Origin of the sequence: Streptomyces sp. SM10 (genome assembly GCF_002910915.1) — a bacterium.
In the GTDB taxonomy this organism is placed as follows: Bacteria; Actinomycetota; Actinomycetes; order Streptomycetales; family Streptomycetaceae; genus Streptomyces.
Genome location: NZ_NEUF01000139.1, coordinates 83,999 through 106,664, shown reverse-complemented (window position 1 = coordinate 106,664; position 22,666 = coordinate 83,999). Strand labels below are relative to the sequence as shown.

The window sequence follows — 22,666 nt, the reverse complement described above, 5'->3', positions numbered from 1 at the left end:
GTGGAAGAGGTGGGCACCTTCACTGCATGCCTTCCTGGGTGTGGTGACGGGGACGTGGTTGCACGGGCAGCCGGCGCAGGAAGAGCCGGATGCCGTGGAGGCGGATGGCGGCGGACACCACCGCGGTGGAGAAGGGGTGGCGGAGGAAGAGGCGGACCAGCTGGGCGGGCGTTCCGGGGCGTCGGGTGCCTCGTACGGTCGCCGTGAACGGGCGGGTGTCCTCGCGTTCCAGGTGGATCGTCAGACTCAGCCGGCGGTCGGGCTCGGGCAGCCGCATCCGGTAGTCGCCGTCCACCGGGAAGAACGGCGAGACGTAGAAGTCCTTGCCGGTCACCGCCCGGTCCGCGGCATCCGGGCGCAGCAGGTAGCAGTGGCGCTCGCCGTAGGTGTTGTGCACCTCGGCGACCACGCACAGGGGGGTGCCGTCGGAGCGGTGGCACCAGTAGACGGTCAGCGGGTTGAAGACGTGTCCGAAGACGCGGGCCTGGGTGAGCATCGTGACGGTGCCGTCGGCGAGATCGACGCCCCGGGACCGGAGGAAACGTTCGAGTCCGGCCCGCACGGTGGGTGCCGTGCCGCCGAAGTGGTCGCGTGCGTCGAAGCCTGCCAGCGGGCGCAGCACGGCGGGCAGCCGCGGCGGGCTGTCCGGGTCGATGAGCCAGAGGAAGGTGCGGTGCCGCAGGCCGTACCTGCGGGGCGCGGTCCGCACATGGGTGATGGTGCACGGGTAGAGGGCGCCGCTCACCACGTCACCCCCAGTGCGGCGGCCGCCTCGACCCCCGAACGGCAGCCGTCCTCGTGGAAGCCCCAGCTGTGGTAGGCCCCCGCGTAGGCGGTGACCGGCCCCGAGAGCGCGGGCAGCCGGGCCTGGGCGGCGACCGATTCCGGGGTGAAGACGGGGTGTTCGTAGACCATGCGGGCCCGTACGAGATCGGGGGCGACCCGGTCGGCGCCGTTCAGCGTGACGACGAACCGCTCGGGGGCGTCCAGCCGCTGGAGGCGGTTCATGTCGTAGCTGACGGTGACCCGGTCGGCGTCGGCCGCGCAGGAAGGCATCAGGTAGTTCCAGGAGGCCGCGGCACCCCGGCTCCGCGGCAGGAGGGTCGTGTCGGTGTGCAGCAGCGTGGGGTTGCGGGAGTACCGGAACGCGCCGAGGGTTTGCCGCTCCTCGTCGGTGGGGTCGGCGAGGAGCCGCAGCGCCTGGTCGGGGTGGGTGGCGACGACCACCGCGTCGAACTCCTCGGTGGTGCCGTCCCCGGCGACGATCTCCACGCCGTCGTCGTGCCGTCGGACCGTCCTGACCGGGGTGGCCGTGCGCACGGAGTGCACCTGCTTCGCCACGTGGTCGACGTACGCGCGGGATCCTCCGGTGACGGTGCGCCAGACCGGTGAGTCACCGATCGAGAGCATCCCGTGATGCTCCAGGAACCTGAAGAGGTAGCGGGCCGGATAGCGCAGCGCGGTCACCGGATCGCAGGACCAGACCGCCGAGACCATGGGCGTCAGGAAGTGGGCCGAGAAGTACGGGGAGAACCGGCCGCGGGCCGCGAAGTCGCCCAGGGTCGTCGTCGCCGCGCCTTCCGGCAGGGCGAGCAGCGCCCGGGCCGCCCGGTGGAACCGGGGTACCTCGGTCAGCATCCTCAGGTAGGGGCCGCGCAGGAGGGACCCGGGGCGGGCGAACAGTCCGGCGGCGCCCCGCGCTCCCGCGTACTCGAGTCCGCAGCCCTCGCAGCGCACGGACATGCTCATCTCCGACTCCTGGGTGGCCACATCGAGTTCGTCGAAGAGCCGCAGGAGGTGCGGGTAGGTCCGCCGGTTGTGGACGATGAATCCCGAGTCGACGCGGTGCGTCCGGCCGTCCGACGAGCTCAGGTCGTGGGTGTGCGCGTGCCCGCCGACGCGCTCGTCGGCCTCGAAGAGCGTCACGTCGTGCGCCTTCCCCAGCACGTGCGCGGCGGTCAGACCCGCCACCCCGCTCCCCACCACGGCTGTGCGCCGCCGCTCCCTTGTCATTCGGTTCCCTCCGGTGTTCCGCCTGGCCAGGGCACTGCTTCAGCGCCCCTCAGAGGTCATTCGAAGCCGGTGGCGTCGCGGATTGGCCGATGATCAGACTTCCTTCTATCGAGTGAACGACCAATCCGCCGGGCGAGCAGCGCCGAACTCCCGGTGTGACAACAGACCGATACGTTTCGCAGAAGCAAGGGACTCCCGGCACCCGGCGAGCCCGCTGGGCGCGTGCTGCCTTCGCCGCGCTCAGCGGTCTGATCGCCGGGTTCACCGCCCTGTGCGTCGCCGAACTGGTCGCCGCTGCCGTCCGCCCCGAGGCGGGTCCGGTCACAGCCGTGGGCGGTGCGGTCATCGACCGCACCCCCGCGCCCGTCAAGGACTTCGCTGTACGGAACTTCGGCACCGACGACAAGCTGGTCCTGCAGCTCGGGATCCTCGTCCTCCTGGCGCTCTTCGCCATGGCGGTAGGGGTTCTGGCGCTACGGCACCGGTGGACCGGCGCTGCGGCCGTACTGGTCTTCGGTGTGGTCGGGGCGGTCGCCGCGATCGGGCGGCCGGAAGGCCGCCCGCTCGACGCACTGCCCTCGGTCGTGGGCGCCCTGGTGGCCGCAGGAGTGCTGTATCTCCTGGCCGGACGGCTGGCCCCGGTCCCCGTAGCGTCTCCCGCGGCTGGGGAGACGGACGGTGGGGAACAGGGCGCCTTCGACCGCCGCGGGTTCGTCATCGCGGCGACCGCAGCCGCGGCGGCCTCGGCCGGCGCGGGACTCCTGGGGCGACAGCTCCAGGCGTCCCAGCTGGCCGGGGCCTCCGCCTCGCGCGGTGACATCGTGCTGCCGTCCCCGGCCTCGGCCGCTCCCCCGATACCGGGCGGAGCCGATCTGGACATCCGGGGTCTGAGTTCCTTCACCACCCCGAACAAGGACTTCTACCGGGTGGACACGGCTCTGGTGGTCCCGCGTGTCGACGCCGACACGTGGCGGCTGCGGATCCACGGCAAGGGGGTGGCGCGACCCGTCACCCTCAGCTTCCAGGACCTCCTGGGGCGCGAGCTCGTCGAGCGCGACATCACGCTGACCTGCGTGTCCAACCAGGTGGGCGGCCCCTATGTGGGCACGGCCCGGTGGATCGGCGTGCGGCTCGCCGATCTGCTGCGCGAGGCCGGGGTGAAGCCTCCGTCCAAGGGCGGGCGCGCGGACCAGCTCGTGTCGCGCTCCGTGGACGGGATGACGATCGGGACGCCGGTCGAGGACGTCATGGACGGCCGTGACGCTCTGCTCGCGGTCGGCATGAACGGCGAACCGCTGCCGTTCGACCACGGCTTCCCCGTCCGGATGGTCGTCCCCGGTCTCTACGGCTACGTCTCGGCGTGCAAGTGGATCCAGGACATCGAGCTCACGACGTTCGACGCGTACGACGCCTACTGGGTCAAGCGCGACTGGTCCCGCGAGGCACCCGTCAAGACCCAGTCACGGATCGACACCCCGCGCCCCTTCGCCGCCCCGCGTGCGGGGAAGGTGCCGGTCGCCGGTGTCGCCTGGGCCCAGCACCGGGGCATCGCCCGGGTCGAGGTCCGGGTGGACGGCGGCGAGTGGCACACCGCGCGGCTGGCCGCCGAGGCCGGCCGTGACACCTGGCGCCAGTGGGTGTGGGAGTGGCCTGCCACGACCGGCCACCACACCCTCGAGGTCCGCGCGACGGACCGTACCGGCGCCACACAGACCGACAGGCGGGTCGGCACCGTACCCGACGGTGCGACCGGTTGGCACTCGGTGGTGGTCGACGTGACCTGACCTCCGGCCGCGAACCGAACTCTCTCTTTCCTTCCCTCTGTTGAACAACGATCCAATACAGGAGAACACCATGAACAACCGTCACCTTCGCCGCATCGCCGTCACCGTCTCCGCCGCGGCGCTGCTGCCGCTCGCGCTGACCGCCTGCTCCGGTGACTCCGACAACACCTCGTCCGACGCCGGTGCCGACAAGGCCGCGTCGAGCGCCCCGGCCAAGGAGACCGAGAGCGCCGCGACCATGGACGAGCCGTTCGGCCCGGGCTGCGCGTCGGTCCCGAAGGACGGCGCGGGCTCGTTCGCGGGCATGGCCCAGGACCCGGTCGCCACGGCCGCGTCGAACAACCCGGCCCTCTCCACCCTGGTCGCGGCGGTCAAGCAGGCCGGCCTCGTCGACACCCTGAACAGCGCCGAGAACATCACGGTGTTCGCTCCCACCAACGACGCCTTCGCCAAGATCCCGAAGGCCGACCTGGACAAGCTCCTCGCGAACAAGGCCGAGCTGACCAAGGTGCTCACCGCGCACGTGGTCGGCGAGAAGCTGACGCCGAAGCAGCTCGAGAAGGGCTCCTTCGACACCCTGGCCAAGACCCCGCTGACGACGGCGGGTTCGGGCGAGGAGTACACCGTGAACGACTCCTCCAAGGTCGTCTGCGGCAACGTCCCGACCGCCAACGCCACGGTCTACATCGTCGACACCGTCCTGATGCCGGCGAGCTGATCCCGCGGCCGTCGGTACGCTGACGGCATGACCCCGACGAGCCCCGAGGACCGCGCTCTCCGACCCCACGGCCGGAGCGGCGCGGGCCACGGGGCTCGTGCCGTGGGCGCGGTCGTCGGGTCCGCGGTGGGTGACGCCCTGGGCGCCCCCTTCGAGTTCGGGCTCCCCGGCGTCTGGAGCGCCAGGTTCCCGGACGGGGCGGGGGCACCGACAGGGTGACCACGGTGACGGGCGACCTGGCGGGCGCGGTATACGGGATCGGCGCCGTGCCGGAGCACTGGACGCGCCCTCTCCACGTACCGCTTCCCGGATACGGGGGCCGCGTGCTGCGGGCCGGGGACCTGGAGGTACTGGCCCGCCGACTCGACGGAACCGCAGAATCCGACCACCGGAAGACCTACACATAAGGGATACATAAGAGCACACTGGTCTCAAGAGCTGATGACCGCACTTCTTCACCGCGGTCGCTCCGGCAAGTCCGAAGGAGACCATCCTCATGAGTAACCTCTCGCATACCGGAAGGGACGTTTCCGGGAACACCAGAGACGTCTCCGGACACACCGGAAGGGACATCTCCGGGCACCCCGACGCCGACGAGATGCGTGCGCGCCACGACCGTGTGATGGGCGGGGGCGGCGGCCGCACGACCGCGATGGCGGACGCACCGGTCTTCCTGCTGGGTCTGTACTGCGCCGTCTCGCCGTGGGTGCTCCACTTCACCGCGAGCCAGCCGTCCCTGGTGACGCACAACCTCGTCATCGGCATCGCGATAGCCGTGCTGGCACTCTGCTTCACCGCCATGCCCGAGCGGATGACCGGGATGAGCATCGCCATCGTCGCCCTGGGCGCGTGGCTGATCGTGTCGACCTGGGTCGTGGGCCAGAGCCCGGACATGGGCGTCATCCTCAACAACGTGATCGTCGGTGGTCTGGCGATCGTGCTGGGGGCGGCCTGCGCGGGACTTTCGATGAAGAACAGAAAGACGACCTGACGGGAGAACGCGCGGAAGTGGCCGCAGACGCACAAGGCCTGCGGCCACTTCCGCTGCTCACTCCCCGAGCGTCGCCCGCCCGGGGCCGATCACCCCACCGAGCTGTACGCCACCACACCGCGCAGCACCGCGTCGACGGCCTTGTGGGCGTTCTTCGGGACCGAACTCCCGTCCCGGGGCGCGGCGGCGGCGATCTGGCCGAGCACGTCGATGACCTGCTTGCACCAGCGCACGAAGTCCCCGGCCGGCATCTCCGCCTCGCGGAGCACCTCGTCCAGCGTCCGGCCGGAAGCCCACATGTAGACCGCCCAGGCGAAACCGAGGTCGGGTTCGCGCTGGCCGACCCCCTCCGTCTGACTGATCTTGAAGTCCTCCTCCAGGGCATCGAGCCGGCCCCAGATCCGGACCATCTCGCCCATCGCGACCCTCGCCGGTCCGGAGGGCAGCTTGGGCGCGACCGCGTCGTCCGCCTGGCGCGCCTCGTAGACCAGCGCCGAGACGCAGGCGGCCAGCTCCGCGGGGTTGAGCCCCTCCCAGACGCCCTCCCGCAGGCACTCGCTGGCCAGCAGGTCGAGCTCGCCGTAGAGCCGCGCCAGCCGCCGGCCGTTGTCGGTGACCTCGTTGCCCCGCAGGTAGTCGAGCTCGGTGAGGAGCGCGACGATGCGGTCGAAGGTCCGGGCGATGGTGTTCGTCCGCCCCTCGATGCGCTGCTCCAGCTGCCGGGTGTCGCGCTGCAGCCGGTGGTAGCGCTCCGCCCAGCGGGCGTGGTCCTCACGCTCGTCGCACCCGTGGCAGGGATGGGCGCGCAACTCCGTGCGGAGCCGGGCGATCTCCCGGTCGTCGGCCGCGGCGGCCCGCTGCTTGCGGTGCCGCCCCGGGTCGATGTGCCCGGCCTTGCTCCGCAGGGCGGAGGCCAGGTCGCGACGCGACTGGGGTGAGCGCGGGTTGAAGGACTTGGGCACCCTCATGCGCTCCAGCGCCTCGACCGGCACCGGGAAGTCGATGTGGGCCAGCCGCTTCACCTGCCGTTCGGCGGTGAGCACCAGAGGGCGCGGTCCGTCGTGGTACTCCAGCCCGCGATGGCCGTTGGTCCGCCCCGCGGGCAGTCCGGGGTCGAGGACCAGGGCGAGCCCGGCGAACTTGCCGGTGGGGACGTGGATGACGTCCCCGGGCTTCAGCTTCTCCAGGGACGACGCGGCGGCCGCCCGCCGCTGGGCCGCGCCCTGCTTGGCCAGCTCGGTCTCACGGTCCTTGAGGTCGCGGCGCAGCCGCGCGTACTCCTCGAAGTCCCCGAGGTGGCAGGTCATGCCCTCCTTGTAGCCTTCGAGCCCCTCCTCGTTGCGCTGGACCTGACGGGAGATCCCGACGACGGACCGGTCCGCCTGGAACTGCGCGAAGGAGGTCTCCAGCAGCTCGCGCGAGCGGTGCCGCCCGAACTGCTGCACGAGGTTGACGGCCATGTTGTACGAGGGCCTGAAGCTGGAACGCAGCGGATACGTACGCGTTCCGGCGAGCCCGGCGAGCGCGCCCGGGTCCATACCCCGCTGCCACAGGACGACCGCGTGGCCCTCGACGTCGATCCCCCGGCGTCCGGCCCGCCCGGTCAGCTGCGTGTACTCGCCCGGCGTGATGTCGGCGTGCTGCTCGCCGTTCCACTTGACGAGCTTCTCGAGCACGACGGAACGCGCCGGCATGTTGATGCCGAGTGCCAGCGTCTCCGTCGCGAAGACGGCCTTGACCAGACCGCGGACGAACAGCTCCTCCACGACCTCCTTGAAGGTCGGCAGCATCCCCGCGTGGTGCGCGGCAATGCCCCGCTCCAGCCCTTCGAGCCACTCGTAGTAGCCGAGGACGTGCAGGTCCTCACCGGGGATGGACGCGGTCCGCTCCTCGACGATCTCCCGCACCAGCCGACGCTTGTCCTCGTCGTTCAGCCGCAGTCCGGCCTGCAGGCACTGCTGCACCGCCGCCTGGCAGCCGGCCCGGCTGAAGATGAAGGTGATGGCGGGCAGGAGCCCCTCGGCGTCGAGCCGGTCGATGACCTCGGGCCGGGACGGGGTCCAGATGCGGCTGCGCTGACGGCGCTCGCGCTCACGGTCGGCCTCGCGCACCATCTTGCCGCGACGGCGCTCGCGCGGGTTGTATCCGCGCTGGTTCTCCATGCGGGCGAGCCGGACGAGATCGGGGCTGACCTCACGCCTGCCGGTGCCGCGGCCGCCGTGGTCCGTCTCCTCCTCGAAGAGGTCGTACATCCGGCGCCCGGCCATGACGTGCTGCCACAGCGGGACGGGCCGGTGCTCGGAGACGATCACCTGGGTGTCGCCGCGGACGGTGTCCAGCCAGTCGCCGAACTCCTCGGCGTTGGACACGGTCGCCGACAGCGAGACCAGGGTCACCGACTCCGGCAGGTGGATGATCACTTCCTCCCACACGGCACCCCGGAAGCGGTCGGAGAGGTAGTGCACCTCGTCCATGACCACATAGCCGAGGCCGGTGAGGGCCTGGGAGCCCGCGTACAGCATGTTGCGCAGGACCTCGGTCGTCATGACGACCACGGGTGCGTCCGCGTTCACGCTGTTGTCACCGGTCAGCAGGCCGACCTTGTCCGCGCCGTAGCGCCGCACGAGATCGGCGAACTTCTGGTTGGACAGCGCCTTGATGGGCGTCGTGTAGAAGCACTTCCGGCCCTGCAGCAGGGCCATGTGAACGGCGAACTCGCCGACGATCGTCTTGCCCGACCCCGTGGGGGCCGCGACCAGCACCCCCTTGCCTGCTTCCACGGCCTGACAGGCCTCGATCTGGAACGGGTCCAGTCCGAACTCGTACATCTCGCGGAAGGGCCCGAGAGCCGTGGCCTGCTCGGCCGCACGGACCCGGGACGCCTGGTATCGCTCAGCTGGTGAGAGGTCCTCTGTCATCTTGGTACGAGCCTACCCGCCTCGTATGACAGTCAGCCCGATCTTTGTTTCACGGCGCCAGGACCCGGACCGCGCCGGGTACGCAGGTGGCGGTGAGCGGTAGCGCGCCCAGCGGCTCACCGTCCGCGTAGGCGGTGACACCACCGGCGGCCAGCTCGATCGAGGAGACCCGGTGCACGGTGACCTTCGGATGCCCCAGGTGCGTCCCCCGGTACACCTTGGGGAAGACTTTGAGCAGGGTGGTGCGGCTGCAGTCGCCGACCACGGTCACGTCGAAGAGCCCGTCGTCCATGACGGCGTCGGCGCAGATCCGCATGCCGCCGCCGTACGAGGTCCCGTTGCCCACCGCGATCAGCGTCGCCTGGATCTCGGTGACCGGGCCGCCGTCCAGCCGGATGCGGTACGGGGTCGGCCGGAAGGCGGCCAGCTCGGCGAGGATCGCCAGGTCGTACTTGAAGCGCCCGCCGACCCAGCTCATCCGGTTCCCGCGGTCGTTGACCCGGGAGTCGAAGCCCGAGGCCAGCACGGAGCCGAACCAGCGCTCCCCGACCCGGCCGAGGTCGATCGCCCGCGCCGTCCCGGCCTTGAGCAGCCCGGCGGCGAGCCGTCCGGCGGCGGCCGGATCGCGGACCGGCAGCCCGAGCGCGCGGGCGAAGTCGTTGCCGGTGCCGACGGCCACGGCACCGAGCGGTGTCGCGGTGCCGGCGACGGCCTGCAGGGCGAGGGACATCAAGCCGTCCCCGCCCACGGCTATCAGCGCTCCCGTGCCGGCCGCCACGGCCTCACGGGCCCGCCGCAGGGCGTCGTCGGCGTCCTCGCCGAGCACGGTGCGTACGGAGAATCCCGCGTCCCGCAAAGCCGAAGCGGCCGGCTGCGCGGCACGCGCGCCCCGGCCGCTTCCCGCGGTGGGATTGACGAAGAGGGTGATCTCGCTGGTCACCCGCGGGACCTTACAAGGTCAGGTGATGTCGTCGTAACCGTTGAGCCGCTTCGTCCGGCCACCGTCCGCGTCTCCGCCGGCCTGCTCGGGCAGGGCCGGGCGTGAGACGGACTCGACCGCACCGACCGCCTCGGGTGTGAGGTCAAGGTCCGACGCCTCGTCGTCGTCGAGCTCGGCGTCGGGGTTGTTGCGGCGCCTGCGCTTGTCGTTGAGCAGCGAGAAGCCGACCGCGACGAAGTACAGGACCGCCAGCGGGCCTGCCAGCAGGAGCATCGACAGGGGGTCGCCGCCCGGGGTGGCGATGGCGCCGAACGCGGTGAGGCCGATGATCATCCCACGCCACCAGGCCAGCATGCGCCGACCGCTCAGCACCCCGGTCATGTTCAGCAGGATGAGCAGCAGCGGCAGCTCGAAGGCCAGGCCGAAGACGAGCACCATGCGGGTGATCAGATCGAGGAAGTCGTCGAGCGGCAGCAGGTTCTTCACGTTGTCGGGCGTGAAGCCCAGCATGATCTCGGCGGTCTGCGGCAGGATCCAGTAGGCGATCCAGGCACCGGCGACGAAGAGCGGGACGCCCGCCGCCGCGAAAGCGAAGGAGTAGCGCTTCTCCTGCTTGTGCAGGCCCGGAGCGACGAACGCCCACAGCTGGTAGAGCCACACGGGGGTGGCCACCAGCACGCCCGTCATCAGGGCGACCTTCAGAGCGATGGTGAACGGCGACAGCAGACCGTTGGTGGTCATCTCCGCGCACGGACGACCGTTGATCATGGTCACGGCGCCGTTCTTGCAGCCGACCGAGTCCAGGATCGGCTTCATCAGGAACTCGAAGATCTCCTTCTGGAAGAAGGCGGCGACGACCACGGCGATCAGGATCGCCAGGACCGACTTCAGCAGCCGGTTGCGCAGCTCACGCAGGTGATCGAGGAGGGGCATCCGCCCCTCGTCGTCCTTCTCCTGCTTGCGGGCAGACTTGAGCAACCCACTTCCCTCGTCTCGTACGGCGGCTTCCGGTGCTGAGGATCAGCTGTCAGCTCTGGGTGGTGGGCTTGGCCTCGTTGACCGGGCGGGAGCTCTCGTTGACCGGGCGGGAGCTGGTGACATCCCCCGGAGCGGCCTGGATCGTGCGCGCGGTGGCCGCGGGCGGAGTGGTGTCCGCGACGGTCTCCGAGGTGGGCTCCGCGGTCTCCGCGCCGTCCTTCTTCATGGCCTTGGCCTCGCTCTTGAGGATGCGGGCCGACTTGCCGAGCGAACGCGCCATGTCGGGAAGCTTCTTGGCACCGAAGAGCAGCAGGATGACAGCGATGATCAGAACGATCTCGAGGGGCTTCAGATTGCCGATCATGTGCGACTTCCTTCTCACTGAGGCGTCTGGAGGGTGGGCTCGCTACCCGTTCGACCGGGCAGTCGTCCGATCGTCGCGCTGGCTGCGATCGTAACCCGCAGGGGTAAACGCGAGGCAATGTCCGTGCGTACTCCCGCTTGCGGCCCGCACCTCACTGCCTGGGCCGTTCCAGCAGCGTACCCCCCGAACCAGTGAATCAGGAGGCCGCGCCCGGCTATCGCAGGGCCTCTCCCGTATCGGCGAGCGTGGTGGCCGCTCGTTCGAGATCCTCCGCCGCTCGGTTGATCCGCTGCGTGGTCGCGGCGACCTGTCCCGCGAGCCTCCGTGCCTCGACGAAGACCTTGACGGCCAGCACGCCGAGCACGGCCAGACCGGCGAATCCCAGAGCGATGGCGAGCATGGGCCAGAACATGGACGGATCCTCGATGTGTCTCGTCACCGCAGGGCGGTGTGCAGGCGCAGTGTCCGCACCCCGCCGCCGCTGAGGAGCTCGATGATGCGCTCCCCGGCCGGCTTGCGGACCGCGGAACCGCACGCGGGGCAGGTGAAGGAGTAGAAGGTCGTACGGCGGCTGGCTCCTATCGCCAGCCGCAGCGCCCCGGCCGCGAGCTCGAACCGCTGACGGCAGTCCGGACAGGCGGCGCGGAACTGTACGGCGTCGGACACAGGGACCGGAACGGGTCCGGTCTGCCTGCTCGATATCGCAGTCATATGACCTCTGTCTCCTCGGTGCACCGGTGGCCGCCTCTCAGAGTGCGCCGTCGTAGGCGGCCAGTGCCTCACGCGCCGCCGCCCTGGCGCTCTCGGCAAGGTCCGGGGGCGAGGTGATGCGTCCCTCGCCGCCCAGCCGCAGGGCGAGCCTGCGCAGGGAGGCGGGGTCGGGGGTGCGGAGCGTGATCCGCAGGCCGCCGTCGGGCAGCTCTTCGGCACTGTCGTGGGGGTAGTACTCGGCGACCCACCGGCCGCCGGGACCGACCTCGATCACGACCTCCGGGTCCTCGGCCGCCGGCTGCACCAGCCCGGCGGAGAGATCGCGGAGCTCCAGCTCCGGCGGGGCGGACGGGGCGTCGAGGAGCCTGATCTCGGCGACCCGGTCGAGCCGGAAGGTGCGCCGCGCCTCGGTGAGCCGGCACCAGCCCTCCATATAGGTGTGGCCGACGGCGAACAGCCGGATCGGGTCCACCTCGCGTTCGGTCAGCTCGTCGCGGGCCGGTGAGTAGTAGCGCAGCCAGAGCCGGCGACGCTCGGAGATCGCCCGGTCCACGTCGGCGAAGACCCCGCCCTCGGACTCGAAGGTGACCGAGAGCCGCGAGCTGGCGGCCCCCACCTCCCCGGCCGCCGTCTCCAGCTTGGCGGTCGCGCGCACCAGGGCCTGCCGGTCGCTCTCGCGCAGGCCGGGGAGCGTGGCGACGGCACGGGCCGCCACGAGGAGCGCGGTCGCCTCGTCGGCCGCGAGCCGCAGCGGCTCGGCGACGTCGTCCGGGTTGTGCCACCAGATCCGGTCGCCGTCGGTGTCGATGTCCAGCAGGTCACCGCCGCGGAAGCTGGTCCCGCACATGGGCAGCACGTCGAGGTCGGAGATCAGCTCGTCCTCGGTGATCCCGAAGGCCCGGGCCACGTCCTGGACGTGCGCGCCGGGGCGCTCACGCAGATACGTGACGAGGGAGAGCATCCGCCGGGTCTGGTCGATCGCGTTCGTGGCCACGAGTACGGGTCCCCTCAGTCCTTGGCCACGGCGCGCAGCCGGTCCATCACGTCGGCCCGCAGATCGGCGGGCTCGCTCACGACCACGTCGGGCCCGAACTCCACGAGCCAGGCGTCCAGCCCGTGTCCGTACGGAATCTCCAACTCGTCCCAGCCGTCACCGAGTTCCCGTACCGATATCGCGCGGGAGCGCAGCGGGTAGCCGGAACCTGCCCGGAGCCTGATGCGGGCGGTCCTGGTGGCGGTCTCGCCCGCCCAGCTCTCCACGGTCTCGCGGACGGTGACGGCGTCGGGGACGGGCGCCGTGAAGGCTCCCGCGCGGGAGCGGACCCGGCCCGAGATCCGGGACAGCCGGAAGACGCGCTCGGCCCCCCGGTCGCGGTCCCAGCCGGCGAGGTACCAGTGGCCGCGCCAGCACTCGAGCGTCCAGGGCTCGACCTGGCGCTGATCGGGACGGGCGGCGTTGCCCTTGCGGTAGTCGAAGGTGACCGGGCGGCGGTCACGGCAGGCGAGCATCAGCGGCTCGAAGGCGGCCTCGTGGACGGGGATGCGGGGTTCCAGGGCGCTGTGCACCTCGTAGGCGTCCTCGGCCTCCGGCATTCCGGCCGCGCGCAGCTTCTGCAGGGCGCCGCTGGCGGCGCCGGCCAGCCGGGCCTGCTGCCAGACCTTGGCGGCGAGCCCGAGGGCCGCGGCCTCCTCGGCGTCCAGGGTGATGGGGGGCAGCCGGTTGCTGTCGCGGCGTGCGAGGTAACCGGTGTCGCCGTCCAGGTTCTCCACGGTCTCGATGACCAGGCCGAGTTCGCGCAGATCGTCCTTGTCGCGCTCGAACATCCGGTTGAAGGACTCGTCGGATCCCGCCTCGAGGTAGGCCTCGATGGATCCGCGGAGCTCACGCTTGCTGAGCGGGCGCCGGGTACCCAGCAGACACAGCGCCAGGTTCATCAGCCGTTCGGCCTTGGCAATCGCCATCGACGCCCTTTCTCGACGTGCTCTCCGACCGTCGACCGTACCGCCCCGGGGTGTCCGGACCAAAGTGAGGGCCCGCGCCTTGCGGCACGGGCCCTCACTGGGGTAAACGGACGGATCAGACGCCGACGAGGTCGCAGACGAAGATCAGGGTCTCGCCCGGGGCGATGGCGCCGCCGCCCGCGCCGCGGTCGCCGTAGGCGAGGTGCGCGGGAATGGTCAGCTGGCGACGGCCGCCGACCTTCATGCCCTGGACGCCCTTGTCCCAGCCGGCGATGACCTGGCCGCCACCGAGCTGGAACTGCAGCGGGGTGCCGCGGTTCCACGAGGCGTCGAACTCCTCGCCGGTGGAGAAGGCCACACCGACGTAGTGCACGGAGACCGTCTGGCCGGCCTGGGCCACCGGGCCATCGCCCTCCCAGATGTCCTTGATCTCCAGGTCGGCCGGCGGCTCGCCACCCGGGAAGTCGATCTCGGGCTTGTCGATGCTCACTGAACTGCTCCTCTTACCTATGAACTGGTCAACCGGGACAGTCTTACATCTTCGTCAGAATGTCCACGGCCCACACGAGCGTCGAGTTGGCGGGGATGGTCTGCTGGGCCTGGTCCCCGAACGCCTGGTCCGGCGGCATGACGAGCAGGACGCGACTGCCGACCTTCTTGCCGACCAGACCGGCCTTGAGTCCCTTGACGGTGACCTGGGCCAGCGGGAAGCTCGCGACCTTGCCCGTGTCGTACGTGCTGTCGAACTTCTTCGCACCCTTCCACAGGTAGGCCTCGTAGTTCACGACCACTGTGTCGCTCTCCTTGACGGCCTCACCCTTGGACTCGAGGATGTAGTTCGAGACCAGCTTCTTGGGCGGGTCGCTCTTCGGGATCGTGACCTTCGGCGCCTTGCCGTCGGTGTTGTCGCCGACCTTGGGCAGGTCGATGTCGTCCTGGGCGACCGCGGTGCCCTCCGGGGACTTCGGGACCGGCTTGCCGTTCACCACGTCGACGACGAAGACGAGGGTGGCGTTGGGCTTGATGTCCTCACCCTGGCCCTGCTCTCCGTAGCCGAGCTCCGGCGGGATGACCAGCTGGACGCGGCTGCCGACCTTCTGGCCGACGAGCCCCTGCTCCCAGCCGGGGATGACCATACCGGCACCGAGGATGAGCCCGAACGGCTGCTTGCGGTCGAAGCTGTTGTCGAACGGCTTGGTGGAGTCCCACGCCTGCCCGAGGTAGTTGACCTGGATCGCGTCGCCGTTCTTGAGTTTCACGCCGTCACCCTCACTGATGACGTCGGTCTTCAGTTCCTTGGGGGGGTCACCCTCCCCCTTGGCCAGAGTGGGCTTCTCGCCGAATTTCGCGCCCGCGGTGATCGCGGGGTCGCCCTTGGACGAAGCGGAGTCGGAGGCCTTGTCGTCGCCGCATGCCGCTGTGGACAGCAGCAGAAGGGGGACGACGAGAAGGCCGGCAAGTCGGCGCACTGGTTCCTCAGATCTCAGACGGCACGTGAATGGTCCCCCGACACTCTAGGCGGAGCGAAGGGCCCCGTACGAGGAACGTACGGGGCCCGGTCACCTACGGGGTGGACTTCTCCGTCCCGGATCACATGCCCGCGATCAGCTTCTCCACCCGGTCGTCGACGGAACGGAAAGGGTCCTTGCACAGCACGGTGCGCTGCGCCTGGTCGTTGAGCTTGAGGTGGACCCAGTCGACGGTGAAGTCCCGCCGCTGCTCCTGGGCCCGGCGGATGAAGTCTCCGCGCAGCCGCGCCCTGGTCGTCTGCGGGGGCACCGACTTGCCCTCGAAGATCTTCATGTCGTTGCAGATCCTGGCTGCCTGGCCCTTGCGCTCCAGGAGGTAGTAGAGCCCGCGCCGCCGGTGGATGTCGTGGTAGGCGAGGTCTATCTGAGCGACCCTCGGATTCGACATGGTCATGTTGTGCTTGGCCCGGTACCGCTCGATGAGCTTGTACTTCATGACCCAGTCGATCTCGGTGCCGATCCTGTCGAGGTCCTCGGCCTCGATGGCGTCCAGCGCGCGGCCCCACAGCTCGAGGACCTGGTCGACCGTGCCGGTGCGGATGCCACGGCGTTCGACGAAGTCGACGGCCTTCTCGTAGTACTCGCGCTGGACCTCGATGGCCGATGCCTCGCGGCCGCTGGCCAGGCGCACCTTCCGCTGTCCCGTGATGTCGTGGCTGACCTCGCGGATGGCCCGGATCGGGTTCTCCAGGGTCAGGTCGCGCATCACCGTGCCCGCCTCGATCATGCGCAGCACGAGGTCGGTGGCACCGACCTTGAGGAGCATGGTCGTCTCGGACATGTTGGAGTCACCGACGATGACGTGGAGACGGCGGTACCGCTCCGCGTCGGCGTGCGGTTCGTCCCGGGTGTTGATGATCGGCCGGGAGCGCGTCGTCGCGGAACTGACGCCCTCCCAGATGTGCTCGGCCCGCTGGCTCACGCAGTAGACGGCTCCGCGCGGCGTCTGCAGCACCTTGCCGGCACCGCAGATCAGCTGACGGGTGACGAGGAACGGAATGAGGATGTCCGCGAGACGGGAGAATTCCCCGTGCCGGGCCACGAGGTAGTTCTCGTGGCACCCGTAGGAGTTTCCTGCCGAGTCGGTGTTGTTCTTGAAGAGATAGACGTCGCCCGCGATTCCCTCCTCGTGCAGGCGGCGTTCGGCGTCGACGAGCAGACCTTCGAGAATGCGCTCGCCGGCCTTGTCGTGCGTGACCAGTTCGGTCACGTTGTCGCATTCGGGTGTCGCGTATTCCGGATGCGATCCCACGTCGAGGTACAGGCGGGCGCCGTTCCGCAGGAAGACATTGCTGCTGCGGCCCCATGACACAACACGGCGGAAGAGGTAGCGCGCCACTTCGTCAGGTGACAGTCGGCGCTGTCCCCTGAACGTGCACGTGACGCCGTACTCGTTCTCCAGCCCGAAAATGCGGCGGTCCATGACTGAACATTACGCCTTATGGCCTGAGCTGAAACCGGGTTCGGCAGCACCGTTTCGATCATTTTCCGAACCGGCCACAACTGCGGGCGTACGCCCGGGAGCTGCGAGGACCCTTCCGGTGGCCAGCAGGACCAGCAGCGCCGCCACTCCACCGGCCCCCGCGACGGCGAAACTCCACGCCGTCCCGCCTAGCTCGACCGCCGGGCCGGCCACCGCCGTTCCGGCCGCCGCGCCCACCCCGAAGGTCGTCACGAGCCAGGAGAACGCCTCGGTCACCGTCCCCTGCGGCGCGTGCCGGTCCACGACGATGAACGAGCAGGCGATCGCCGGGGCGAGGAAGACCCCGGCGAGCGCCGCCAGCGCGGTCATGGCGGGCACACCGGGCGTCAGCATCAGCGGCAGGTACCCCAGGGCCAGCAGCGCGACGACGACCCTCAGCCTGCGCTCGGGCGGCCCCGCCCACTGCCGCGCCCCGTACACCGCTCCCCCGACGAGCGCGCCGAGGCCGAGCGCGGCCATCAGCCAGCCGTACACGGACTCCCGGCCGTGGTCGTCGGCGTAGGCGACACCGGCCACGGTGATCGAGCCGAGGGCGAGCCCGACGAAGAAGAAGGCGCCGAGCAGGGCGAGCAGCCCGCGGGAGCGCAGGGCGCCGAGCCAGTGGGCCTCGCGGGGCGCCGAGCGCCAGGTCCTGGAGGGTTCGGACAGGACGACGGACAGCGCTCCGAGGACCCCGAGGGCGTTGATGACCAGGAGGGCGGCGGCGGGTGAGCGGAGGGAGACCAGGACGGTCACGAGGAGCGGTCCCACGGTGAACATGACCTCCTGGGCCACCGCGTCCATGGCGTACGCCCGGTGCACCCGGTCCTCGCGGCCCAGGACCGTGGGCCACAGGGCCCGCAGGCCGCCCTCCAGCGGGGGCGTGAAGACACCGGCCACGACGACCGCCGCGTACGCCGCGGGGAGCGAGCCGAGGCCCAGCAGGGCCAGTGCGGCCATGCCGAGGGCGGAGACGACCGCCGCGGGGAGCTGCACCCGCGGCTGGCCGTGCAGGTCCACCGCCCGGCCCAGGAGGGGCTGCCCCGCCGCCGTGGCGAGACCGTACGCGGCCGCGAGGGCGCCGGCCAGGGTGTAGCTGCCGCCCTCGGCCCGGGTGAACAGCACGATCGCGATGTGCGCGGTGCCGTTGGGCAGCCGCCCCACCAGCGTCCCCGCCAGCAGCCTGGCGGCGTGCCGCGTCCTGAGGATGTCCAGATATCCCGCGGCCATGTCCGCCCCTCTCCCCCGACGGCGTCAGGGCCTCGGGGTTTTACGTATAACGTCGCCGTTCATACGTACCATGTGGGCAACCGGGAGTCCATCCCGCGCATCCGGCCCGACCCGTCACGGAGGCATGAGTGAGCAGCGCGCGCCGGCCCGCCCCACCGCGGCCCACCAGCCGTGACGTGGCACGGGCCGCGGACGTCTCGCAGGCCACGGTCTCGCTCGTGCTCGGCGAGAAATGGCGGGGCCGGGTGTCGGCGGCCACCGCCGACCGGGTCCGCGACAGCGCGCGGAGCCTCGGCTACCGACCGAATCTCGCCGCCCGCAGCCTCCGCCTGGGCCGCACGCGCACGGCGCTCCTCGTCGTCCCCGCGCTGACGAACGAATTCTTCGCGCGCGTCTACACCGGCGCGGCGGCGGTCGCCGCGGAGCACGACTTCGGCGTGGTCCTCTACCCGTCCCCCGACGGCACAGGACCCGCCAGGGACCCCTTCGACCCGGCGCGCGCGGCGCTCGACGGCGTGATCGCCTCGTCGATGGCGGCCGATGCCCTGGGGGCGCTGCGGGGCGCGGAGCTTCCCCTGGTGATGCTCGACAGCGACCCGGGGGACCAGAGCGCCGCCGCGCGCGTGAATCTCGACATCGCGGACGGGATGCGGCAGGTGACGGACCATCTTCTGGGGCTCGGGCACCGCCGGATCGTGCACCTCGCGTCCGCCGTGGACACCTGGACCTTCGCGGTGCGCGCCCGGGCCCTGCGGGACGCCGTGGGCGAGGTCCCGGGAGCGGTCCTGCGGACCGTCGGCGCGCCGCTGGACGTACGGGCCGGGCGCGAGGCGGCCGAGGCGGTCCTGGCCTCCTCCGGCCCCCTGCCCACGGCCATCGTCTGCGACGACGACATCCTGGCCGCCGGCGCCTGCAAGGCCGTGCGCAGACGGGGGCTTCGGGTGCCCGACGACATCTCCGTGACCGGCTTCGACGACCTGGCGCTCGCCACGGCGGTGGAACCGGAGCTCACCACGGTGCGCCTCCCGGCCGAACAGGTGGGCGAGCGGGGCATGACGGCTCTGCTCGACGTCCTGGACGGCCGGGCGCCCGCGCACCACGATCTCCCCGTCCAGCTGGTGGTGCGGGGCTCCACCGCTCCCCCGCCCACCGCATGACGGTGTCCCCGGCCACCGCACGCGGGACCGGGGACACAGCCTTCGGCCACTACTCCTTGGTGGGCTCGCCCTTGCCCTCGTCGGGGGTGTCCGTACCGGCGGCCGGCGTACTGCCGTCCTCGGGCTCCTCCGTGTCGGACGGAGCGTCCGTCGGGGTCGCCCCCGCGCCGTCCGCGTCCAGGAGCCTGGTCAGCTGACGGCCGACGATCCGCTTGAACTTGCGCTGCTGCGGCCGCGTGCGGTCCAGGACCGCGACCTCGAGCCGCTCGGCGGGGATCTCCCGCTCATTGCCGTTGGCCTCACGGGACAGCGCCTGCACGGCCAGCTTGAGCGCCTCGGCGAGCGACATCCCGTCACGGTGGCGCTGGTCGAGGAAACTGCTGATCTGCTCGGCGTTCCCGCCGACGGCGACCGAGCCGTGCTCGTCCACGATGGAACCGTCGTGCGGCAGCCGGTAGATCTGGTCGCCCTCGGGCCCGGCACCGACCTCGGCGACCACCAGCTCCACCTCGTACGGCTTCTCGGCCGCACTGGAGAAGATGGTGCCGAGCGTCTGCGCGTAGACGTTGGCCAGCCCACGGGCCGTCACGTCGTCACGGTCGTAGGTGTATCCCCGCAGATCGGCGTAGCGGACTCCGCCGATCCGGAGGTTCTCGTACTCGTTGTACTTGCCGGCGGCGGCGAAGCCGATCCGGTCGTAGATCTCGCTGAACTTGTGCAGCGCGCGGGACGGGTTCTCGCCGACGAACACAATGCCGTCGGCGAACTGCAGCACAACCAGGCTGCGACCACGGGCGATGCCCTTCCGGGCGTATTCCGCCCGGTCGGCCATGGCCTGCTGGGGTGAGACATAGAACGGCGTCGACACCGGCTATCCGTCCCTTTCTGTCAGTGACGAGTGCATCGGAGAAGCATCGGGCCGGTCAGAGCAGGGCGGCGCGGGGGCCGTCGGGCTGCTCGAGCCGGCGCTCCAGGATCGCGCGCGCGATCTCCGAGGATTCCGTGTCGTTCAGCTTGCGGAAGCCCTCGTCGGTGATGACGGTGACGATCGGGTAGATCCGGCGGGCCACGTCCGGGCCACCGGTCGCCGAGTCGTCGTCGGCCGCGTCGTACAGCGCCTGCACGACCAGGGTGAGCGTCTGCTCCTCCGTGAGGTCGTTGCGGTACAGCTTCTTCATCGACCCGCGTGCGAAGACGGAGCCGGAGCCGGTGGCCGCGTAACCGTGTTCCTCGGAACGCCCGCCGGTGACGTCGTACGAGAAGATCCGGCCCTTCTCGCGGTCGACGTCGTACCCCGCGAAGAGCGGGACGACCGCCAGGCCCTGCATGGCCATCGCCAGATTGCTGCGGATCATCGTGGAGAGGCGGTTGGCCTTGCCCTCCAGGGAGAGCGTGGCGCCCTCGACCTTCTCGAAGTGCTCCAGCTCCAGCTGGAACAGCTTGACCATCTCCACGGCGAGCCCCGCCGTGCCGGCGATCCCCACCGCCGAGTACTCGTCGGCCGGGAACACCTTCTCGATGTCGCGCTGCGCGATCATGTTGCCCATGGTCGCCCGCCGGTCACCGGCAAGCACCACTCCGCCGGGGAAGGAGGCCGCGACGATCGTGGTGCCGTGCGGCGCCTCGACGGCGCCCTGCAGCGGCGGCAGGCTGCGGTTGCCGGGAAGGATCCCGGGTGAGTGGTCGGACAGGAAGTCCATGAACGACGACGAACCCGGCGTCAGGAAGGCAGCTGGTAGACGCCCGGTGCTACGAGTGTTGGCTTCCACGCGTTTCCCTCCAGGTATGCGATGGCCCTGCGTAAGCAGTCAGGAACATCCCCCAACGTGCCGATGGCCGAATTGCAGTTGAAGCAGTACGCCCCGGACCCTACCCGCCCCGTGACGGTGATCAACATGATCCGGGGCCGGAAGCGCCTCCGTGGGATGCCCGGTGCGTCCGGGGCATCCCACGGAGGACGCCGGCCGACTGAGCGAGCTCGTCGGCGAGCGGTCCCGACCGGATCTCCGGGCTGCTACTCGCCGCCCTTTTGGACGAACGATCGAACGAAATCCTCGGCATTGGACTCGAGTACGTCGTCGATCTCGTCCAGGACGTCGTCCACGTCGTCGCTGAGCTTCTCCTGCCGCTCCGCGAGGTCCTCGGACGCCTGCGCCTCCTGCGCCTGCTCCTCGGCCTCCTCGGTGGAACGTGTCGCCTTCTGCTGTCCGCCGCCGGTGTCCTTGGTCGCCATGTAGCTCACCCCGCTCGGTTCGAAGCACTTGATCAGACCCTACCCACGGGGTCCGACATTGGCCCGGTACTTTCCTCAACGTCCGGAGGTCATCTGATTGATTCCCAGCCGGAGCGCCTTTCAGCCCCCCGTGAGCGTCCGGACCAGCTCTTCCGCGGTGCGGCAGCGGTCCAGGAGGCCCTCGACATGGGCGCGTGTACCACGCAACGGTTCCATCGTGGGCACCCGCTGCAGCGAGTCACGGTCGGGCAGGTCGAAGATGACCGAGTCCCAGGAGGCCGCGGCGACGTCGTCCGCGTACTGCTCCAGGCACCGGCCCCGGAAATAGGCCCGGGTGTCCTCGGGCGGCTTCGTACGGGCCCGCTCGACCTCATTCTCGTCGAGGAGCCGTTTGATCTTCCCGCGGGCCGCCAAACGGTTGTACAGGCCCTTGTCGGCCCGTACGTCGGCGTACTGGAGGTCCACGAGGTGCAGGCGCGGGGCGTCCCAGTCCAGGCCGTCACGGCGCCTGTAGCCCTCCATGAGCTCTCGCTTGGCGATCCAGTCCAGCTCGCCCGACAGGCTCATCGGGTCGTTCTCCAGACGGTTCAGGGTGTCCTCCCAGCGGGCCAGGACGTCCTTGGTCTGCTCGTCGGCGTCGGCCCCGTACCGCTCCTCGACGTATTTGCGGCCCAGCTCGAAGTACTCCATCTGGAGCTGTACAGCGGTGAGTGTCCGGCCGCTGCGGAGCGTGACCAGCTGCTTCAGTGCCGGGTCGTGGGAGACCTGGTGCAGGGTACGGACCGGCTGGTCGACCGCCAGGTCGACGTTGATGAAGCCGTCCTCGATCATGGCCAGGACCAGGGAGGTGGTGCCGAGCTTCAGATAGGTCGAGATCTCGGAGAGATTCGCGTCGCCGATGATCACGTGGAGCCTGCGGTACTTCTCGGCGTCGGAGTGCGGTTCGTCGCGGGTGTTGATGATGGGGCGCTTCAGCGTGGTCTCGAGGCCGACCTCGACCTCGAAGTAGTCGGCGCGCTGGCTGATCTGGAATCCGTGCTCGTGGCCGTCCTGGCCGATGCCCACGCGCCCGGCGCCGGTGACCACCTGGCGGGACACGAAGAACGGGGTCAGGTGGCGCACGATGTCCGAGAAGGGGGTCTCCCGCTTCATCAGGTAGTTCTCGTGCGTGCCGTAGGACGCGCCCTTGTTGTCGGTGTTGTTCTTGTAGAGGTGGATCGGCTGGGCGCCGGGGATCGCGGCGGCCCGTTCCGCCGCCTCCGCCATCACCCGCTCGCCGGCCTTGTCCCAGAGCACCGCGTCCAGCGGATTGGTGATCTCCGGTGAGCTGTATTCGGGGTGCGCGTGGTCGACGTACAGCCGCGCACCGTTGGTCAGGATGACATTGGCCAGGCCGATGTCCTCGTCGGTGAGCTGGCTGGAGTCCGCGGTCTCGCGGGCGAGGTCGAAGCCTCGCGCGTCGCGCAGCGGATTCTCCTCCTCGAAGTCCCAGCGGGCGCGGCGCGCCCGGTGCATCGCCGCCGCGTAGGCGTTGACGATCTGGGACGAGGTGAGCATGGCATTGGCGTTGGGTTGACCGGGAACGGAGATCCCGTACTCCGTCTCGATGCCCATTACTCGCCGTACGGTCATGCGGCCCTCCTTGCCCGGCGGTGCACCCGTCCGGGAGCACCGCT

General features: G+C 70.3%; 23 protein-coding genes and 2 pseudogenes. 6 read left to right on the top strand and 19 right to left on the bottom strand.

Annotated features, from left to right (window positions below; translation table 11 throughout):
• Window positions 1–19: 19 nt before the first annotated feature.
• Entirely contained in the window at window positions 20–745 is a 726-nt protein-coding gene (locus B9S57_RS22860) for a DUF1365 domain-containing protein (protein ID WP_103517449.1), read from the bottom strand.
• The gene (locus B9S57_RS22855) at window positions 742–2,013 is read right to left on the bottom strand and encodes an NAD(P)/FAD-dependent oxidoreductase (protein WP_103517447.1); all 1,272 of its coding nucleotides are present in this window, start codon (window positions 2,011–2,013) and stop codon (window positions 742–744) included. Before B9S57_RS22855 ends, B9S57_RS22860 begins: the two co-directional genes overlap by 4 nt.
• A gap of 155 nt (window positions 2,014–2,168) precedes the next feature.
• On the opposite strand from B9S57_RS22855, the gene B9S57_RS22850 reads away from it, so the two are divergent.
• The 5 genes and pseudogenes from B9S57_RS22850 (at window position 2,169) to B9S57_RS22835 (ending at window position 5,506) form a co-directional block, all read left to right on the top strand.
• Window positions 2,169–3,797: a molybdopterin-dependent oxidoreductase gene (locus B9S57_RS22850; RefSeq protein ID WP_181011439.1), complete on the top strand. Its 1,629-nt coding sequence runs from the start codon at window positions 2,169–2,171 to the stop codon at window positions 3,795–3,797.
• 70 nt (window positions 3,798–3,867) lie between these two features.
• A complete protein-coding gene (locus tag B9S57_RS22845) occupies window positions 3,868–4,515 on the top strand; it encodes a fasciclin domain-containing protein (RefSeq protein WP_103517445.1) in 648 nt (215 codons plus the stop codon).
• A gap of 102 nt (window positions 4,516–4,617) precedes the next feature.
• A pseudogene (locus tag B9S57_RS36470) lies at window positions 4,618–4,719 on the top strand (ADP-ribosylglycohydrolase family protein); the annotation flags it as partial.
• A 20-nt stretch (window positions 4,720–4,739) separates the two neighbouring features.
• Window positions 4,740–4,922 carry a hypothetical protein gene (locus B9S57_RS22840; protein ID WP_374935976.1) on the top strand — a complete coding sequence of 61 codons (183 nt, stop codon included), beginning with the start codon at window positions 4,740–4,742 and terminating at the stop codon, window positions 4,920–4,922.
• A gap of 89 nt (window positions 4,923–5,011) precedes the next feature.
• Complete coding sequence (locus B9S57_RS22835; protein WP_103517443.1) at window positions 5,012–5,506, top strand: SPW repeat protein; 495 nt, start codon at window positions 5,012–5,014, stop codon at window positions 5,504–5,506.
• A gap of 89 nt (window positions 5,507–5,595) precedes the next feature.
• Here the strand turns inward: B9S57_RS22835 and B9S57_RS22830 are convergent, their stop codons facing one another.
• From B9S57_RS22830 to B9S57_RS22775, 12 genes are all read right to left on the bottom strand, one after another.
• On the bottom strand, window positions 5,596–8,424 hold the full coding sequence (locus B9S57_RS22830) for an RNA helicase (protein ID WP_103517441.1): 2,829 nt from the start codon (window positions 8,422–8,424) through the stop codon (window positions 5,596–5,598).
• Between the two features lie 49 nt (window positions 8,425–8,473).
• Window positions 8,474–9,364 (bottom strand): diacylglycerol kinase, encoded by an 891-nt coding sequence (locus B9S57_RS22825; RefSeq protein WP_103517439.1) that lies wholly within the window; start codon window positions 9,362–9,364, stop codon window positions 8,474–8,476.
• Between the two features lie 18 nt (window positions 9,365–9,382).
• Complete coding sequence (tatC, locus tag B9S57_RS22820; RefSeq protein WP_103517437.1) at window positions 9,383–10,342, bottom strand: twin-arginine translocase subunit TatC; 960 nt, start codon at window positions 10,340–10,342, stop codon at window positions 9,383–9,385.
• Between the two features lie 49 nt (window positions 10,343–10,391).
• On the bottom strand, window positions 10,392–10,706 hold the full coding sequence (gene tatA, locus B9S57_RS22815; RefSeq protein WP_103517435.1) for a Sec-independent protein translocase subunit TatA: 315 nt from the start codon (window positions 10,704–10,706) through the stop codon (window positions 10,392–10,394).
• A 214-nt stretch (window positions 10,707–10,920) separates the two neighbouring features.
• Window positions 10,921–11,118 carry a hypothetical protein gene (locus B9S57_RS22810; RefSeq protein ID WP_103517433.1) on the bottom strand — a complete coding sequence of 66 codons (198 nt, stop codon included), beginning with the start codon at window positions 11,116–11,118 and terminating at the stop codon, window positions 10,921–10,923.
• Between the two features lie 23 nt (window positions 11,119–11,141).
• Window positions 11,142–11,417 carry a hypothetical protein gene (locus B9S57_RS22805; RefSeq protein ID WP_103517431.1) on the bottom strand — a complete coding sequence of 92 codons (276 nt, stop codon included), beginning with the start codon at window positions 11,415–11,417 and terminating at the stop codon, window positions 11,142–11,144.
• 37 nt (window positions 11,418–11,454) lie between these two features.
• Window positions 11,455–12,411 carry a YafY family protein gene (locus B9S57_RS22800; RefSeq protein WP_103517429.1) on the bottom strand — a complete coding sequence of 319 codons (957 nt, stop codon included), beginning with the start codon at window positions 12,409–12,411 and terminating at the stop codon, window positions 11,455–11,457.
• Window positions 12,412–12,425: 14 nt separating this feature from the next.
• The gene (locus B9S57_RS22795; protein WP_103517428.1) at window positions 12,426–13,379 is read right to left on the bottom strand and encodes a YafY family protein; all 954 of its coding nucleotides are present in this window, start codon (window positions 13,377–13,379) and stop codon (window positions 12,426–12,428) included.
• 115 nt (window positions 13,380–13,494) lie between these two features.
• The gene (locus tag B9S57_RS22790) at window positions 13,495–13,869 is read right to left on the bottom strand and encodes an FKBP-type peptidyl-prolyl cis-trans isomerase (protein ID WP_103517426.1); all 375 of its coding nucleotides are present in this window, start codon (window positions 13,867–13,869) and stop codon (window positions 13,495–13,497) included.
• A 43-nt stretch (window positions 13,870–13,912) separates the two neighbouring features.
• Window positions 13,913–14,848, bottom strand: coding sequence for an FKBP-type peptidyl-prolyl cis-trans isomerase (locus B9S57_RS22785; protein WP_103517425.1), 936 nt, complete (start codon window positions 14,846–14,848; stop codon window positions 13,913–13,915).
• Between the two features lie 121 nt (window positions 14,849–14,969).
• Window positions 14,970–16,331 carry a Pup--protein ligase gene (pafA, locus tag B9S57_RS22780; RefSeq protein WP_103517423.1) on the bottom strand — a complete coding sequence of 454 codons (1,362 nt, stop codon included), beginning with the start codon at window positions 16,329–16,331 and terminating at the stop codon, window positions 14,970–14,972.
• 9 nt (window positions 16,332–16,340) lie between these two features.
• Window positions 16,341–17,600, bottom strand: a complete 1,260-nt coding sequence (locus B9S57_RS22775; protein WP_103517421.1) for an MFS transporter — start codon at window positions 17,598–17,600, stop codon at window positions 16,341–16,343.
• Window positions 17,601–17,728: 128 nt separating this feature from the next.
• On the opposite strand from B9S57_RS22775, the gene B9S57_RS22770 reads away from it, so the two are divergent.
• On the top strand, window positions 17,729–18,757 hold the full coding sequence (locus B9S57_RS22770; RefSeq protein WP_103517420.1) for a LacI family DNA-binding transcriptional regulator: 1,029 nt from the start codon (window positions 17,729–17,731) through the stop codon (window positions 18,755–18,757).
• Window positions 18,758–18,806: 49 nt separating this feature from the next.
• Here the strand turns inward: B9S57_RS22770 and prcA are convergent, their stop codons facing one another.
• The 5 genes and pseudogenes from prcA to dop form a co-directional block, all read right to left on the bottom strand.
• Window positions 18,807–19,625, bottom strand: coding sequence for a proteasome subunit alpha (gene prcA / locus B9S57_RS22765; protein WP_103517418.1), 819 nt, complete (start codon window positions 19,623–19,625; stop codon window positions 18,807–18,809).
• A 55-nt stretch (window positions 19,626–19,680) separates the two neighbouring features.
• Complete coding sequence (gene prcB / locus B9S57_RS22760; protein ID WP_103517416.1) at window positions 19,681–20,526, bottom strand: proteasome subunit beta; 846 nt, start codon at window positions 20,524–20,526, stop codon at window positions 19,681–19,683.
• Window positions 20,478–20,655, bottom strand: a pseudogene (locus B9S57_RS22755) (endonuclease domain-containing protein); the annotation flags it as partial. The gene prcB and the pseudogene B9S57_RS22755, both read right to left, overlap by 49 nt.
• 116 nt (window positions 20,656–20,771) lie before the next feature.
• Window positions 20,772–20,990 carry a ubiquitin-like protein Pup gene (locus B9S57_RS22750; RefSeq protein WP_103517470.1) on the bottom strand — a complete coding sequence of 73 codons (219 nt, stop codon included), beginning with the start codon at window positions 20,988–20,990 and terminating at the stop codon, window positions 20,772–20,774.
• 120 nt (window positions 20,991–21,110) lie between these two features.
• Window positions 21,111–22,622, bottom strand: coding sequence for a depupylase/deamidase Dop (gene dop / locus B9S57_RS22745; protein ID WP_103517414.1), 1,512 nt, complete (start codon window positions 22,620–22,622; stop codon window positions 21,111–21,113).
• Between the last annotated feature and the right edge of the window lie 44 nt (window positions 22,623–22,666).